This is a genomic window from Burkholderia latens (assembly GCF_902499045.1).
GTDB classification, from domain to species: Bacteria; Pseudomonadota; Gammaproteobacteria; order Burkholderiales; family Burkholderiaceae; genus Burkholderia; species Burkholderia latens.
On the sequence record NZ_CABVPL010000026.1, the window covers coordinates 1 to 16,454 of the forward strand.

Consider the following 16,454-nt stretch of genomic DNA (forward strand, 5'->3'; position numbering starts at 1 on the left):
GCCAAGCGAGACGCCGCCACCAAGCGAGACGCCGCCGCCAAGCGAGACGCCACCGCCGAGCGAGACGCCACCGCCGAGCGAAACGCCACCGCCGAGCGAGACGCCACCGCCGAGCGAGACGCCGCCGCCAAGCGAAACGCCGCCGCCAAGCGAGACGCCGCCGCCAAGCGAGACGCCACCGCCGAGCGAAACGCCACCGCCAAGCGAGACGCCGCCGCCAAGCGAGACGCCGCCGCCGAGCGAGACGCCGCCGCCAAGCGAGACGCCGCCGCCGAGCGAGACGCCGCCGCCGAGCGAAACGCCACCGCCAAGCGAGACGCCGCCGCCAAGCGAAACGCCGCCGCCAAGCGAGACGCCGCCGCCGAGCGAAACGCCGCCGCCGAGCGAAGAGCCACCCGAATCGGAATTTTGATTTCGTGGCTAAACCGTGTGTCGCCGCACCCTGCACGGGGGCGGCGACACCAAAGTGATGGGTTTTACGGGGAGAGAAATCACCATGAGCAATCCAGCAGCCAGGGTCGGTGACGCGATAGGCCATGGCGGAGCGATCGTGACCGGTTCGGGCGACGTGTTCACCAACGGAATATCGGCCGCCTATGTCGGTAGCGCCGCGGTTTGCGGCCTTCATTGTTCGGCCCAAGCGGTTGCGACCGGTTCGGGGTCCGTCTTCATCAACGGCTCGCCGGCGGCTTTCGTTGCATGCTCGACGTCCTGCGGCGCGCCGGTCGCGTCGGGGTCGGGCGACGTGTACATCGGCGGGTAACGACAGGTCAGGGAGTTCAAATGAGTGGAATTGGAGGGTTGGGCGGCGTGCTTGCCGGATTGCAGGGCACGGTGCTGGAGTCGCTCGACATCGCGCCGCGCCTCGATCGTCATCGCGGACAGCCGGGCGATTTGGCCGGCCGCCACGGGGTGGAGCGGGCGTTGTCCGGCCTCCTTTGCGAGTCGGTCGACATGGTTTCGGGCAACAAGATTTGCCTGCCGCGAAACGAAGTCGACTTCAGGTTGCCCGGCCGTTTGCCGATCGAATGGGCAAGGTTCTATTCGAGTGCGCTGTCCGCTGACGGCATGCTCGGGATCGGCTGGCGTACTGCCTGGGACGTCACGCTGCGACGCCGCGACGACAACCGGCTCGACTACATCGATGAGCAGGGGCGCATCGTGTCGCTGCCGATGCCCGAACGCGGCTACCAGATCATCGTTTCGTCCGAACAGCTTCATGTGGCCCGCCTGTCGGACGACCGGATCGTTGTCGCCGATCTGACGCCGCGCTACACCGTCTTCGGGGAATTCGACGAACACGGCGTCGCACGCGTCAAGTATGTCGAGGATCTGGGACGCCGCCGGGTGGGTTGCATCTGGGACGGCGGCCGCCTGCTCCGCATGCGCGACACCTGCGGGCATGAACTGCGGATGCACTACGGGCGCGACGAGTCACGCTTGACCGGCATCGAATGCGTCGATGGCGGGCCGACCGGCTTTCTCGTTCGGTACGCCTACGACGCGCACGGCCGGCTGGCCGAGGTGCGCAACCGGCTCGGTGATGTCGTGCGCGGCTTCGCCTACGACGACAGCGGCCGCATGGTCGAGGAAATCGGTCCGCTTCGGCAGACCATGCGTTACACGTGGCAGACGATCGGCGGTGCGTCGCGCGTCGTCGAGCGCTCGACATGCCGCGGCGCGCGCGAGCACTGCACGTACGAACTGGCCGAACGCAGCACGCAAGCGGCCGACGTGTTCGGCCATACAGCACACTGGCGATACGATGCACGGGGTCGCGTGCTCGCGTATATCGACTTCGACGGACGGCGGTATGCGTTCCAGTACGACGACGCGGGCTGGCCGTGCGAACTGACGTTGCCGGGCGAGCGGCAGGTGCGCGTCGTCAACGACAACCTGGGCCGGCCGGCCCGTGAGGAGGCGCCGCTGAGCGGCGAACGCGCGACGGTCTACGCGTTCGCGAGCCGTAAGCCGCTGAGCATTCGCCTGCAGGACGGCCGGACGTGGCTCTGGCAGCGCGACGATGAATTGCGGCCGACCCAGTTCCAGTCGCCGTCCGATGGCGTGACTCAGACCACGTATTCGGAACAGGACGGCGTCCAGGTTCGAACCGACACGCATGAGCAACGCGGCGCCGTCGTGCGCGAATACGACGGGCGCGGACTCTTGTTGAAGCGGACCGACGCCGCGGGGCGCACGGTGAGCTGTCGGCGCGACGGTAACGGACATGTCGTGGCCGTCACGGACCCGCTCGGCGCCGTGACGAAGATCGAGCCGGATCTGCTCGGGCGGCCGTTGATCGTCACGCTGCCGGACGGCCGGCAGGAGCGGCGGATCTGGAACGCCGCGGGGCAGTTGACCACGTCGACCGGCGTTGACGGGCAGGCGCGGCACTGGCATCGCGACCAGTACGGATGCGTGGTGAGCGCGGTGGATGAAGAAGGGAACGTCACCACGCACGAATTCGACGCACATGGCCGCAGAATTCGCACCGTCGCCGGCAACGGCGGGATTCAGCGCCTGACCTGGGACCCGGTCGAGCGGTTGACGTCGATCGTCGACGCGGACGGCGTGACGCGCTCGTTCAGCTATGCCGCATCGGGCGATCTGCAGCAGATCACGTCGACGTCGGACGGCCAGACGCGCATCGAAACTTTCGCGAACGATGCGCTCGGCCGGATGGTCGGCCGCGACACCGAACATGCCCGCTATCGTTACACGTATGTGCGCGACGGCCAGCTGGGGATGATCCACTGCCTGCCGACCGAGGCGGGGGCGGCGATCGGCGTCGAGCCCGACACGCTCCGCTTCGAATACGATTCGGCGGGGCGTCTGACGGCGGAACACGACATGCACGGCGCGCTGCGCTACGCGTATGACGACGCCGGGCGGCTCGCTGCCGTGACGCTGCCGGACGGGCACATCGTGAAATCGGAGCGCGACGACGCGGGCATGGTCACGCTCATGGGGCTGGGCCACGGCGACGAGATGCGCGGCATCGCCGCGCTCGGTTACGAGGCGGCCACGCGGCAGTTATTGCGCTCCCAAGGGGAACTGTATCTGCGTTCCGTTTATGCAGGCGCGTCGCTCGAGCGCTGGTTTGCGATGACGGTGATCCGAACGTCGGACAACGAGATGTTGCCGGGCAGCGCCGAATTCTGGCGGGAGTTTCATTACAGTCCCGCCGGCAATCTCGTGCAGGTCGACGACCGGTTCAACGGCCGGACCTATTACGACTACGATCGTCGCGGCTGCCTGCTGCGTGTCGTCTCGGACGAGCTCGGCATCGAATATTTCATGTGGGATGCGGCGGGCAACTTGCTCGAGACGCCGCGCACCGGATGGCAACCCGCCGTTTATCCCGATCATCGACTACGCGAGTGTCGCGGCTATCGCTACGAATACGATGCGTGGGGGCAGGTTGTCGCCAAGCGCGGTGCGGCGGACGAACAGACGTTCACGTGGGACGCGGACGGCCGGTTGATGAGCGTACGGAGCCGGCGCGGCGAGGTGCGTTACCGCTACGATGCGCTGGGGCGCCGCGTCGGTAAATCGGTCGGACAATCGCACGCGGGCGGGGTGTTGCGCCCGGACGAGAACGCCGAGGTCACGCGCTTTGTGTGGCATGGCGAGCGCCTCGTCCAGGAAACGACGGGCGAGAACGTGCGGATTTATCTGTATCAGCCGGCGCGGGACGGTGCCGTCGGTTATGCGCCGCTTGCCTGTGTGGACAGGCGGCGCAGGGACGACGGCACCTTTTCCGAGATGCACGTGTATTACTACCAGACCGATCTCGCCGGCACGGCGGTCGCGCTGACCGACGAGGCGGGCAAGCTCGTGTGGAGCGGCCGTTACAAGGCATGGGGACAGGTGGTACCGTGGACTCAACTGGCCACGCCGGTGCGGCAGCCGTTGCGGTTTGCGGGGCAGTACCTGGACGACGAGACCGGGCTTCACTTGAATGGCCGGCGCTACTACGATCCCGATGCGGGCCGTTATCTCGGCCCGGACCGTTCCGCACCGGCGGGCGTGAGCCCGTACCGTTATGTGTCGAGCCCGTTGAGCGTCGCGAACCCGAACGGCTGCGCCGTTTCGCTGAGCCGGCCGAAGGCGGACGTTGACGGCGCATCGTGTGCGGACCGGCCGATTGATCTGTCGACACGGTTCACCGGCGGTATCGACGAGTGCGACGTCATGGCGGGTGGCGAATGGCTCGTGTGGCTGGACCGTTGAGGCGGGACGGCTTACGAAATGGGGGGCTGCTTGCCCCCCGACTTATTTCAGTGAAGCCGGCGGCGTTGCCGCCGCGCCGGCCGGTATCGCGGCCACGCGTTGCGCCGAAGTCGATTAGATCGAGCGTTGGAGTGCGCGCAGCAGCGTCCCGTCGCGGTCGAATAGTTCGATCGTGTAATGGTCGGGGACTTGTTCGAATCCGGTGGCGAAGTACAGATGCGTGTCGAACCATTCACGCTTGATGTGCTTGTGAAACTGGCCGGCATCGAGCATTTCGCCGTGGTGAATCACCGTCCCGTCCTGCGCATGGGCCTTCATGCGGAAATGATCGAGCTGCGGCAGGATATCCGTGAACCGGGCCCGATGCGCCCAGACGCGGAAGTCGTGCGCGCGCAGCAGCGTGGCCTTGTATTCTTCGTCGGATGTGCACACCGGTGTATCGGGCACTGGCGGTAAACCATCGAGCGTTTCCCGCCGCACGCCGCGGTGGGCGAAGCTGATGCCCGCATAGGCTTCGTATTGTGCGAGCGTGCGCTCGGCCCCGAGACCGTACGGCCCGAAATCGATACCGTCGGACGACGCGCCGTCCACGCCGAGCAGTGCGCGGTTGCGCTCCAGGGAACGGTCGTTGCGTACGTGCCAGTTCTCCGCGACGAGGCCGCTCGCTTGCGCCTCCGGCGTGTGATCGTCCCATATCTTGACTCGGCTGGCGCGCGTGTATTCGTGCCACGCGAGCACGCGATGCGGGATGTAGATATCGTAGCCGTGCGTGAAGGCGCGAACGGCGATCGAGATTTCCTCGCCGAGAAAGAAGTAGTTCGGATCATGCCGCACATCGACGGCGAAATGCCCGTCCGCAAAAGCGAAGTGAGCGCTGTAGAACGCGCCGGGGACGGGCGCTTCCAACGCCTGCCAGTTATCGAGCCAGCCTGAACGAAGCGAGAGCACACCTTCCGGCATGAAGCGCTGGAAATACAGGCCGGTCGGCGTATGCGCGAGCGTGTCGCGCTGCGCGCCGGGCTGGAAGCCTGGCAGGTAGGTGGTAAGGAGCGGCTTCGCGCTGCGCGGGCGCAGCGACTCGAGCATCGCGATGGCCCGATCGTCCCATGCGTCGACGAAGTAGTGGTGAGAATCGAGTTGCAGCGTGTAGCGCTCGTCGCGGTACCGTTGCTGGATCTGATTGCGCGCCCAGCACGCGCCCTGCGACTGCTGATGGGGCACGTCGATCAGCTCGACTGTGGCGTCTCGATAGGACAGCGTATGAATCGGAAACGCGCCATCGTGGCGCGCGTGCCAACGCGAGAAGCCGTGCGCGAAAAAGGCGCCGATGGTCTCGTCCAGTGCATGCTGCCAGCACACGACGATGCGGAGCTGGTCGGGTCGGGTGGCGCGCTCGATCAGGTCGAGCAGCGTCGGGATCAACTGCGGATCGCGATAGCTGGCGATCTGGACGAAAATGGTGCGTTCCATGGTGGCGATAGGTCGGTTTCGTGAATCCGTTCGGGAAGTTAGAGGATGTTCAGCGTGATGACGGAGGTCGCGTCGATCTTGCCCGTGGTGGGCAGTTGATTACCGACGCGCAGCACTGTGGCTTCGAGATCGAAGCCCGACTCCATCGCACCGCCCGGCTTCTGGACGAGCATGCTGTTCGCGTCGCCGGGTTTGAGCAGCGTGCCGGTCGTCTTGTCGCGCAGGCGGATCGCGAGGTGCTGGGCGCCAGTGTTCTGGATCAGCGCCGGGTTCTCCGAGTCCCTGGGCGCGCTCAGCGTGGCGGTGATCGACGCCGGGGGCGTCGGGCCCGAGCAGAGCACCCGGAAGTTCACGGGGCGCGTCGGGCCGGTCGTCTGCGAAACGTCATAGGGGCCGAACTGACCGAAGTCGACGTTCAGCGTGCTGCTGTCGACGCGGCAGCTCGGCAACACCCGGAGCGACACGTTGCCGGAGTAGATGTTGGTGACGGCCACACCAGGATTGCCGTCGCCATAGGTTCGCGCGACATGGCCAAAGCTTGTCGTCGAAAAGCTCGGGATATCGTTACTGGTCTTGACCAGATCGATCCTGTATCTTGCGCCGTTGCCGTAGTTGACCGGCTGCGTGCCCGGGGTGGACGGATCTTCCGTCCAGTTGTTCGTGTAAGGCACGACGCTGGTGCTGCCGCTCGCGCGAACGTAGTTGAGCCGAAACCCGACGCCTGGCACGTTGGTATCGTAAATCTTGCCGCCGAGCGACGAAAGCGGGGGAGGCGTCATGAAGTCCACGTTGATCTTGCCGGTCGGCGGATCGCAGGCGATGAAAATCATCTCGGGCGTGGGGGCGGACTCACCGCTGACGAGCGGGCTGCCGATCGGCAGATCGGGGTCGACGTCGACGACCCCGGCCGGAAAGCTGATGTTGAACGTCGTCAATATCTGGTTCGGCATGGGCCGGGTTGCGGCCCACCTCGCCGACTCCTCCTGGGTAATCGGCCGACACGCCGCCAGCACGGCCGGCGACGCGGCGAGCAGACACGCGGCAGCGAGGATAACTCGGTTTTTTTTCATCATTTGACCATGCGCTGAAGACGATGAGGGGGGCGGGGCGCTCAGACGTCGATGGCGTCCCACTGCGCGAGAAGCTCGGCCGGGATGACGTTCGCCAGCTCCGAAAAGCGCTTGCCGACCATTCGTTCGGATTGCCGGAGCAGCACGACGACAGGGCTGCTCGGCTCGTTTTGCTCGAACCACAGACGCGTTTCCTGAATCGCCGCGAGCGCGCTCCAGCGATCCATCGGGCGCGGGTCGCGCGTGGTCCTGGCCGCGGCCGCGGTTTCGGGCGGTGCCGGTTCGGCGGGCGTGCATACAGTCGTGTCCGGCGCCGAATCCGGCTCGGCCGGCGCGTCGGACGAACTTGCGGCTGCCGGTGCCCGGCCCATGTCGAGGGCCGTCTGCGCGAAAGGCTGCAGCAGTTTCACGATGCCATCGAGGTCCGGCGCATCCGCCTGCAGCGTGTCGCGTGTGCGCGCAACGATCTCGGTGACGGCGCGCTGCGCATCCGCCAGCGCAACGATCGCGGCGTCGCGCCTGTTCCACAGTTCGCTGAGCAGCCGGCTTGCCGATTCCGGCGCGAGCGCGTCCTTCGCGCGCGGGACCGCGAACGCTTTCTCGATGTCGCGCAGCTGCAGTTGCAGGCCGGCGGTCTTCGGCAGCCGGATGTCGCGGGCATCAGCCAGCGCCGCGTCGGCGTCGGCGAGCGCGGCGATCGCGTTCGAGTAGACGAGCGGATCGCGCTCGCCATCGAGCATCGGCGTCGGATGCAACGCCTCGCCGTAGCGCTCGAGCATCTGCAGCAGCACCGCGACGCCGTCGCGCAGCCCTTCGGCGCCGCTTTGACGGATCCGGCAGCGGATCAGGATCGTGAGCAGACGCAGGTCCTTCGTGCGCAGCAGCAGCGCGCGGCAATCGCGCTCGGCTTCTGCCCAGTTTGCCTGCTGCGGCGCATCGACGAAGTCGCCGTATTGCGCGTCGGCACGCGGCGCGACGGCTGCTTGCAGCATCACGAACGCCGGATCGTATTCGAGGTCGGGGCCGCAAGGATCGTCGGCCGACACGGGTTCGAGAAGGTCGATATAACGCGCGAGCGCGTCGTGTGCGGGAGCATTCATGCTGGATTCTCCAGTTGATCGCAGTATTTCTCCGGCTCGAACACCATGCCGACGACCGGCTTGTCGTCCAGCGATTGGCCCAGCCAGGTCGAATAGCCAAGCCGATGCGAGGTGTCGGCTCGCGCGGGCGGCGCGGCGCGCGGTTTGACGAGCAGCTTGATTTCCCAGTCGTATTCGAGACCGACGAACGCGCGAACCCAGTCGACCAGCGTCGGCAGATCGTCGCCATGCGGCGTCAGACGCAGGTATTGGTCGAGATCGAGCGGCCCGATCACGAGACGGAACTTGTGCTGGCAATCGGGGATCATGTCGCCGAGCAGCGCACCCTCGCCCATGATCGTCGACGGTGCGGGCGCGCCGAGCAGGCAGCGCTCCGGGCCGGCGATCTGGATCCAGTGCGGCACGAATTCGTCGACGGCCACAGGTACGCCGAAGTAATGGGACAGCGTCGCGGCCAAGCCGTCCGGATTGCGCGCCTCGCGCACCAGATGCGCCGAGGCCGCATAGCGCGCATGCGGCGGCGGGTGCGTGCGCGCGGCTTCGGCCGGGTCGGTGCCCATCAGGCTGCCGATATAGAACGAGAAGGTCTCTTGCGACGGGCGGTCGAGCGAGACGGTCGCCTGCGCCGACGCCCACGCCCGGTAGAACAGCGTGAGCGCACGGTGATGAAACAGGTTCGCGAATGCAATGAGCGTCTTGTCCTGATGGCTCTCCGCACGGCTATACGCAAGCTCCGTCATGTGCAGCGGCAGCGGGCCTTGCGGCCCCCACAGTCCGAGCCCGAACAGCCGGACGTCGAGGCGGCCGCCCTGCACGTCGAGCGCCGCGACTTCGCGCGGCGCGAACGCCATCGAAGGTTGCTGGCCGACGCGGAAAGGCTCCTGCCTCGGCAGGCGTGCGGTGCCGGGAAGCGGCTGACCTGCATCGCGCGCGCTGATCGCGCGCAGCAGGCTCAGGAAGCCCGCCTGCCACGGCGTGCGCTCGTCGAACCACACGCGCAGCGAGTCGGGGTGCAACGGCGAGCCGTCGTCGACCGGCACCGAGTCGAATATATCCATCGGCTATACCGCTCCCCGTCCGCCCATGCGCGGCTTCCAGCGTGTCACGACACCGCGCTGCATCGAGCGCAGCTCCGTCTCGGTAAACACATTGATCGATACGTGCCGCGCCAGGTACTGCTCGAGCACGAGGCCGAACAGATAGGGGCTCACGCCGGAGAAGCCGGTCTCGTCGACGGTCAGCTCGCAACGTACGCCGCGCCCGTAGACGAGCAACCCGTGGCCCGGCAGGCGTCGAACGACCGGTTCGGTGCGTGCGCCGACGAGGCTTTCGATCTGCGTGCGCTGTTCGTGCTCGCTCGTCCCGACGAACAGCCGCAGCATGTTGCGCAGCGCCTGGCCGCCGTCGCGATGATCGAGCTCCGCGAGCGGCATGTAGTTGAAGCTCAACTGGCGAATCAGCCGCCACGCGGTCTCGCTGGTCGCGTACGGTTCGCGCGGCGTGCTCGGCGGATGCACGAGACTCACGCCTTCGATCGGCACCGAGTCCTGCATCGTGAGGTCGCTGAACCCGTTGCGCGGAATCAGGCGCGGCAGGTCGCGATTGGTGAGCCACGCGTCGACGGACAGATAGCGGATCGCGTCGTCGTAAGGCGCTTCGGCCTGGTCGACGAGCGACAGGAATACCTCGGTGCCGACGTACTCGCTGCGCGTGCCGTATTTGCGTGCGTTGGCCGACATCGTGCGCGGCTCGCGCAGGATCGAAAAGTAGCGCCCGTAATTGCCGATGTCGCTGTGCAGCGTCTGGTACAGCGGATTGAACGTCACTTCGGTCGACGTTTCGGCTTTCTGGCCGAACACCCGCGATACCGAGAAGACTTCATAGTCGAGCGGACGGCTGCGATCCGGGATCAGATGGAACGCGGTCAGCGCCCGGTTGATCTCGATGCGGTCGGTGCGGCGCGGAAACAGGTTGATGATCGGCGTGCAGAACAACTGGAAGCTCGTCGCATCGACATGGGCCGTCAGCTCGTCGGGCAGCCGGTCGAGCAGCAGCACGATTTCCGCTTCGTTGCCGTCGATCTTCGAAAGACCGGCCTGCAACTGCGTCAGCGCGAAGAAATAGAAGCGCTGCCGGCACGTGAAGTACTCATGCAGCAGATTGTGCCCATGGAACGTATTCCACATTTGCGGCAACAGGCTCTGGTCGGGGCGCAGGCCCTCGAAATCGACCGGATTCTTCGGGACGACCGTGCAGTCGTCGCGGGTGGCGCCGTGTGCGCGCACGACCGACGCGATGCCGCCGGCATGGACCAGTTCGAACAGATGCGACGCTATCCGCTCGTCGCCGCCGATGTAGAGCGACAGCCGGTCGAGGCCGGTGATCTGCGAGAACTTGATTTCGCCGACCGTGCGCAGCCGCAACCGGAGCGCGCCGCGCAGCCGCATGTGCGGCATCAGCGTGCGCTGCAGATCGGGAAGGTCCGGTGGCACGGCGGTCAGCTTCGCGTCGACGATCTCGATCGGCCAAAGCGTGATTTCGTGACCGCTGCGGAACTCGCAGGCGGTCCGTTCGCCCGGCGGGATCGACGAGCGCAATACGCTGTGCCGCGGCACCGTGAAACCTCTGCTGAAGTTGCCTTCCCGCAGGCTGGGGCGCAGCTTCGCCACGGCCATCGACGGCGTCGGCGCAACGTAGTTCGGATACACGACCTCGAGCAGGCGTTGCGTGAAGCGCGGGAATTCGGCGTCGAGCTTGAGCTGGGTACGGGCCGACATGAAGCAGAACGCCTCGATCATCCGCTCCACGTAAGGATCGGCCGTTTCGATGCCGTGCATGCCGAGCCGACGGGCGATTTTCGGGTGCTGCGCGGCGAACTCTGCCGACAGCTCGCGCATGTAGGTCAGTTCGCGATTGTAGTGGTCGAGAAATCTGGGATCCATATCAATGTTCGATGCGAGCGCCCGGATCGAGCGTCACCTTGTTCGATTCGATATCGAAGGTGCTTTGGATCAGGAACTCGAGGGGGTACGGCGACCATTGCATCAGCCCGCGAATCTCGAACGTCAGCTTGTTGTAACTGGCGGCTTCGCGCCCCGCGACGGGCCGGATCGCGATCGAATCGGGGAGCAGGCGCGGTTCGAAACGGACGATCGCGGTCTTGACGAGTGTCTCGATCGTTTCCCAATTCCGGTCGCTCAGATAGCTTCCCGACAACGGCGGCACGCCGTAATTGACGACGGACGCGGCGGCCTGCGGGTAGCGTGCGGAGTCGAGCTCGCCGTCGAGGTTGGTCGCGTTGAGCAGCAGCGCGAGATCGCGCTGGATGATCCGGCGCATGCCTTCGCCGTTCGGCGCATACGCGCGCGCGACTTCGTGGCGAGCGTGCGGCGCGTCGTCCTGCAGCCGGTCGAGCAAGGACGGCAGGTACGCAGGCCGGTGCTGATCGTCAGGATGACGTGCCATCTGCGTCTTCATCCGTGAAGCGGCAGCCGCCGATATCCAGCAGGCCCCAGTCGCCGCGGTTGGTCGTCCAGGTTTTTTGTCCGAGGGCGATCACGTTGGTTTCGCCAATGTCCTGCCAGCGGGTTTCGCGTGCGAGCCGGACGGCGGCGGGGCCGTGTTCCGAGCCCGGGTAGCGAGTCGGCACATAGCCCCTGAGAACCGTGGCATCGCGCAGGATCAGCGTGGCGGGCCGCCATACGAGATCGGTGAGCGTGCCGATCGGGGTGAGCGTGACCGACTTGATGCGGGCGAACGGAATCCACCGGTAGCCGCCTGCCACGGCCATTTCGCAAACGGGGCCGAGCCGCGTGTCGCTGTCGGTCAGCCACGCGAAGTCACCCATTTCGGCGCTTTCGCCACGACTGGCCGGCGCCGCGTCGAGCGCGGCCTCGCGCAATGCGTCGGCGCCCGCAACGTCGCCGGCGCCGAGCCGGACATTCGCCTGCAGCAACTGGTCGATCCACGCGGGCATGGCTTCGTCGACGAAGCCCGGCGTGCGCGTGCCGGCGAATACCTCCGTGCGAAACATCTCGCTTTCGATGAGGCCGCGATGCAACTGAGCGCGTGCGGTGCCTTCGGGCTCGAGCGTCGCCCAGGTTTGCAACTGCCTGAGCGCGCGCTCCCAGTCGCCGTCGATGCAAAGCAGCTGGAACAACAGCCAGCGTTCCGACGGATCGGACGGCCGCTGACGCACCGCTTCGATGGTTTGCGCTTTCAGCGCGTCGAGCGACTCGGTCTGCAGCAGGTTCTGCACCGCCGGGTGGCCTGTGGCTGGCGTGGCGGTATCAGGGGTGTTCATCGTCATGTTGTTCGGTCGTTGAAGTGTCGGTGAAGGTGGTCAGCATCGGGAAGTGGCTGTCGACGCTGATCAGGTGATGCTCGCGACGCGCGAGCAGCGCCGCCGCCGGAAAGTGCGGACGCCGCCGTTGCGCGGGCGCGAGCAGTTGCAGGACGTCGTGGCGCGCATCGTCGACGAAAAACTGTTCGGACAGAAACGGGTTCATGTCGCCGAGCACAAGATCGATTTGCGCGCGCGTGTCGAGCAGATCGTTCAACAGCGAGCCGGTGCGATAGCGCTCGGTATCGAGGAATGGATCAGGCGGCAGCGGGACGGCGATCTGCGCCGGTTCTATTTCCTTCAAAGCGAGTGTGGCGGAGCGGCCGCGATGGATCAGCGCCTGCCGGTATTCGGCAAGCAGCGCGTCGAGCGGATCGTCGCTGTCGAGGTCGGGCGAGACCGGTGCGACCGCGCCGAGCGGCTCTTCGTCCAGCACGGTGAGCGGCGTGTCGCCGTTCGATTGCGTGCCCGCCAGCGCCGTCAGATCGGCGAAGCCGGCCGGTTCGCTGCGCGGCAGCGCATTGCCCAGCGCGATCAGGTCGACGGGCGCCGGCGCGCCGTCCTGCTCGACCGCGGACGACGGCAGGCCGACGGTCAACTCGTCGACACCGACCGTGACCGTCGCGCCGAACGGAACCTCGCATGCGCGATGCCGCGGCACGAGGATGGCGCCGACGCGGCACGCGAGCGTTTCGCATTGGTTCTCCACCTTGATGCGGTCATCGGCGTCGATGAAGAAGACGACGTGCTCGGCGTGCGGATTTGCGTCATCCGGCGACGAAGCGAACACGCCGGACGACGTCCAGTACGCACAGCGGTCCGTGCCGATCGCGTGCTGCACCGGCGCGCCCGGCGCGCGGCCGCCCCGCCGGACGAGCTTCGCGAACGGCGGCGCGGCCGAATCGGCAGGTGCGGGGGCAGCCGGCGTGCAGCCGGGCGCGAAAGCCGCGTTATTGCTGATTTTCGACATAACGGTTGGCCAGTAAAAAGCGACGGTTTCAGCGGTGCAGCGGCATCGCGCACCTGCCGGATTAATTAGAGATAAAGATCGAGCTCGTGACGGATTAATTCGAGATAATTGCCGGGTGCCGGTCAGGCAAAAAGCGTGATCGATGGTTTAAACGGGAATACTATCGTGTGACCGTTTTGAGGTATATCGGAATTGTTCTAAATATACGGAGAACGGTTTCGTGCAACGCCGCGAAGAGGGCGTGCGCGTACGGTCGCGCCGGTGTCGTCGCACGTATGGTCGCGGCCGTTCGAGCCGTTCCGGACGGCGTTAGAGGCAGCTCGGGCAGTACTTCGGGGACCAGACGATGCAGTCAGGTTTTCTTGTCGTAGCGCGATAAAAATAATACTTGTCCGATTGATTCTTGAGTGGTGTGAGGGGTAACGTTGGCGGTTTTTATTTGGTATTCACGGCGATGGGCGGGCATCGCGGCACTCGCGTTGCCCGAATTTTCGGCGCCCTCTATTTCCAGATCGATCTCATGACAATTTCAAGGCAGGCCTTATTCGGCAAACTCGGGCATTCGCTATTCCGAAGCGTCGAATCCGCCACGACTTTCTGCAAGCTGCGCGGCAACCCCTACGTCGAACTGGTGCATTGGCTGCACCAGCTGCTGCAGGCGCCCGACGGCGACCTCCAGCGGATCATCCGGCACTGCGATGTCGATACCGACGCGCTCGATCGGGACGTGCTGCGCGCGCTGGCCGCGCTGCCGGCCGGCGCGAGTTCCATCAGCGATTTCTCGCACCACGTCGAAACAGCCGTCGAGCGCGCATGGGTGCTGGCTTCGCTGGATTTCGGCGACCGCCGGATCCGCGGCGCATGGCTCGTCGCCGCGCTCGTCAGGACGCCCGAACTGCGTCGTGTGCTGCTGTCGATCTCCCCGGCGTTCGGCAAGATCCCGGTCGAGAATCTGGGCGAGATGCTGCCCGCATGGATCGACGGCTCGCCGGAAGCGGCGGATGCGCCGTATGACGGGACCGATTTCGGCGGCGCGGTGCCCGGCGAGGCGGCCGGCGCGCTTTCGCCCGCGGCGGCCGGCGGCTCGCCGCTCGAGCAGTACTGCAGCGATCTGACCGCGCGCGCGCGCGCCGGCGACATCGATCCGGTCGTCGGCCGCGAGCTCGAGATCCGCACGATGATCGATGTGCTGTTGCGCCGGCGTCAAAACAATCCGTTGCTGACAGGCGAGGCGGGCGTCGGCAAGACGGCCGTGGTCGAAGGGCTCGCGCGCGCGATCGTCGACGGCGACGTGCCGCCGAAGCTGGCCGACGTGCGTCTGCTGAGTCTCGACGTCGGCGCATTGCTCGCCGGCGCGAGCATGAAAGGCGAGTTCGAGGCGCGCCTCAAGGGCGTGCTCGAGGCGGCGACGAAGTCGGCGGTGCCGGTCATTCTGTTCGTCGACGAGATTCACACGCTGATCGGTGCGGGCGGCCAGGCCGGCACGGGCGACGCGGCAAACCTGCTGAAGCCGGCGCTCGCGCGCGGCACGCTGCGGACGATCGGCGCGACGACCTGGGCCGAGTACAAGCGCCATATCGAAAAGGATCCGGCGCTGACGCGGCGTTTCCAGGTGCTCCAGGTGCCGGAGCCCGAGGAGCCGGCGGCGATCGACATGGTGCGCGGGCTCGCGCGCACCTTCTCGCGGCATCACGGTGTCGTCGTGCTCGACGAGGCGATTCGCGCGGCGGTCACGCTGTCGCATCGGTACATCCCGTCGCGGCAACTGCCGGACAAGGCGATCAGTCTGCTCGACACCGCCTGCGCGCGCGTGGCGCTGTCGCAGCACGCGCCGCCGCGCGAACTGCAGAACGTGCGCCAGCGTCTGCAGGCGGCGCAGGTCGAACGCGACCTGCTCGACCAGGAGCGAAGCATCGGCTTGGGCGACACGGACGCGCTGGCCCGCACGCAGGCGCGCATCGTCGAGCTGGAGCGCGAGGCCGCGAACGTCGACGCACGGTGGCGCGCGCAGGCCGAGGCCGCGCAAGCGCTGCTGAGCGCGCGGGAGGCGGTGCGCGACGCCGCGGACAGCGTGCCGGCCGACCGGCTGCAGGCGCTCGAGCGTGCGCTCGCGGAGTGCCAGGGCGAGGCGGCGTTCGTTTTCCCCGAGGTGAACGAGGCGATCGTCGCGGCGATCGTGTCCGACTGGACCGGCATTCCGGTGCGCCGGATGGTGACCGACGAGGTTGCCGCGGTGCGCACGCTGCCCGATACGCTCGCCGCGCGCGTGATCGGTCAGCCGGACGCGCTGCAACAGATCGGCGAGCGCGTGCAGACCGCGCGCGCGGGGCTGACGGATCCGAAGAAACCGCTGGGCGTGTTCATGCTGGCCGGCCCGTCCGGCGTGGGCAAGACCGAGACGGCGCTGGCGCTGGCCGAAGCGCTGTACGGCGGTGAGCAGAACCTGATCACGATCAACATGAGCGAGTATCAGGAAGCCCACACGGTGTCCGGGCTGAAGGGCGCGCCGCCCGGCTACGTCGGCTACGGCGAGGGCGGCGTCCTGACCGAGGCGGTGCGGCGCCGGCCGTACTCGGTGGTGCTGCTCGACGAGATCGAGAAGGCGCATCCCGATGTGCACGAAATGTTCTTCCAGGTGTTCGACAAGGGCTACATGGAAGACGGCGACGGGCGCTACATCGATTTCCGCAACACCACGATCCTGTTGACGAGCAACACGGGCTCCGAGCTGATCGCGAGCCTGTGTTCCGACGAGGCGCTTGCGCCGCGCGCGGACGCGCTGTGCGCGGCGCTCGGGCCTGCGTTGCTGAAAACGTTCCCGGCCGCGTTCCTCGGCCGAGTGACCGTGGTGCCGTACAGGCCGCTCGCACAGGCGGCGCTCGCGCAAATCGTGCGGCTGCACCTGGATCGTGTCGTGACGCGCATGGCCGACGGACACGGCGTGGCGTTCGCCTATGCGCCGGCCGTGCTCGACTACATCGTCGAGCGCTGTCTCGTCCAGGAAACGGGCGCGCGCCTGTTGATCGGCTTCATCGAGCAGCACGTGCTGCCGCGGCTCGCCGCGCAGTGGCTCGATGCGTTGGCGTCGCAGCGCACGCTCGTCCGCGTCGACCTCGACGTGGTCGACGCGGGTGCGGTGCCCTCGGAGGCCTTCATGTTCCGCGCATCCTACGCGCACGCGCACGCGGATGGCTGATGCCGGTGCGGCCTGATGCGACGCGCACGCACGATGCGGCGGCTCGCGCCGCGTATCGTGCGTGCGCGTCGCC

At 66.7% G+C, this 16,454-nt stretch carries 12 protein-coding genes; 4 read left to right on the plus strand and 8 right to left on the minus strand.

Translation table 11 applies throughout. The features are described from left to right. The 3 genes from BSE24067_RS18255 to BSE24067_RS18265 all read left to right on the plus strand — a co-directional run. Positions 1-525, plus strand: a 525-nt coding sequence (locus tag BSE24067_RS18255) for a hypothetical protein (protein WP_174904817.1), incomplete at its 5' end; no start/stop codon positions are given. Beyond that, positions 497-763: a PAAR domain-containing protein gene (locus tag BSE24067_RS18260; RefSeq protein WP_151064520.1), complete on the plus strand. Its 267-nt coding sequence runs from the start codon at positions 497-499 to the stop codon at positions 761-763. The genes BSE24067_RS18255 and BSE24067_RS18260, both read left to right, overlap by 29 nt. Positions 764-783: 20 nt before the next feature. Beyond that, a complete protein-coding gene (locus BSE24067_RS18265) occupies positions 784-4,233 on the plus strand; it encodes a DUF6531 domain-containing protein (RefSeq protein ID WP_151064519.1) in 3,450 nt (1,149 codons plus the stop codon). Positions 4,234-4,347: 114 nt separating this feature from the next. Here BSE24067_RS18265 and BSE24067_RS18270 read toward each other — a convergent pair whose 3' ends face one another. The 8 genes from BSE24067_RS18270 to BSE24067_RS18305 are packed head-to-tail and all read right to left on the minus strand — an operon-like array spanning position 4,348 to position 13,185. Continuing rightward, positions 4,348-5,703: a GlcNAc-transferase family protein gene (locus BSE24067_RS18270; RefSeq protein WP_151064518.1), complete on the minus strand. Its 1,356-nt coding sequence runs from the start codon at positions 5,701-5,703 to the stop codon at positions 4,348-4,350. A gap of 38 nt (positions 5,704-5,741) precedes the next feature. Next, a complete protein-coding gene (locus tag BSE24067_RS18275) occupies positions 5,742-6,776 on the minus strand; it encodes a fimbrial protein (RefSeq protein WP_170297459.1) in 1,035 nt (344 codons plus the stop codon). A 38-nt stretch (positions 6,777-6,814) separates the two neighbouring features. Then, entirely contained in the window at positions 6,815-7,873 is a 1,059-nt protein-coding gene (locus BSE24067_RS18280) for a type VI secretion system protein TssA (RefSeq protein WP_151064517.1), read from the minus strand. Then, positions 7,870-8,931, minus strand: coding sequence for a type VI secretion system baseplate subunit TssG (gene tssG, locus BSE24067_RS18285; RefSeq protein ID WP_151064516.1), 1,062 nt, complete (start codon positions 8,929-8,931; stop codon positions 7,870-7,872). The genes BSE24067_RS18280 and tssG overlap by 4 nt, the downstream gene beginning before the upstream one ends. 3 nt (positions 8,932-8,934) lie before the next feature. Further along, the gene (gene tssF / locus BSE24067_RS18290; protein WP_151064515.1) at positions 8,935-10,815 is read right to left on the minus strand and encodes a type VI secretion system baseplate subunit TssF; all 1,881 of its coding nucleotides are present in this window, start codon (positions 10,813-10,815) and stop codon (positions 8,935-8,937) included. 1 nt (position 10,816) lies between these two features. Then, positions 10,817-11,338 (minus strand): type VI secretion system baseplate subunit TssE, encoded by a 522-nt coding sequence (gene tssE / locus BSE24067_RS18295; protein ID WP_151064514.1) that lies wholly within the window; start codon positions 11,336-11,338, stop codon positions 10,817-10,819. Then, positions 11,322-12,182, minus strand: a complete 861-nt coding sequence (locus tag BSE24067_RS18300; protein WP_151064513.1) for a type VI secretion system accessory protein TagJ — start codon at positions 12,180-12,182, stop codon at positions 11,322-11,324. Before BSE24067_RS18300 ends, tssE begins: the two co-directional genes overlap by 17 nt. Further along, positions 12,163-13,185 carry a TagK domain-containing protein gene (locus BSE24067_RS18305; RefSeq protein ID WP_151064512.1) on the minus strand — a complete coding sequence of 341 codons (1,023 nt, stop codon included), beginning with the start codon at positions 13,183-13,185 and terminating at the stop codon, positions 12,163-12,165. Before BSE24067_RS18305 ends, BSE24067_RS18300 begins: the two co-directional genes overlap by 20 nt. A 520-nt stretch (positions 13,186-13,705) precedes the next feature. Between BSE24067_RS18305 and tssH the strand changes: the two genes are divergently transcribed. Continuing rightward, positions 13,706-16,381, plus strand: a complete 2,676-nt coding sequence (gene tssH / locus BSE24067_RS18310) for a type VI secretion system ATPase TssH (RefSeq protein WP_151064511.1) — start codon at positions 13,706-13,708, stop codon at positions 16,379-16,381. Positions 16,382-16,454 lie beyond the last annotated feature (73 nt).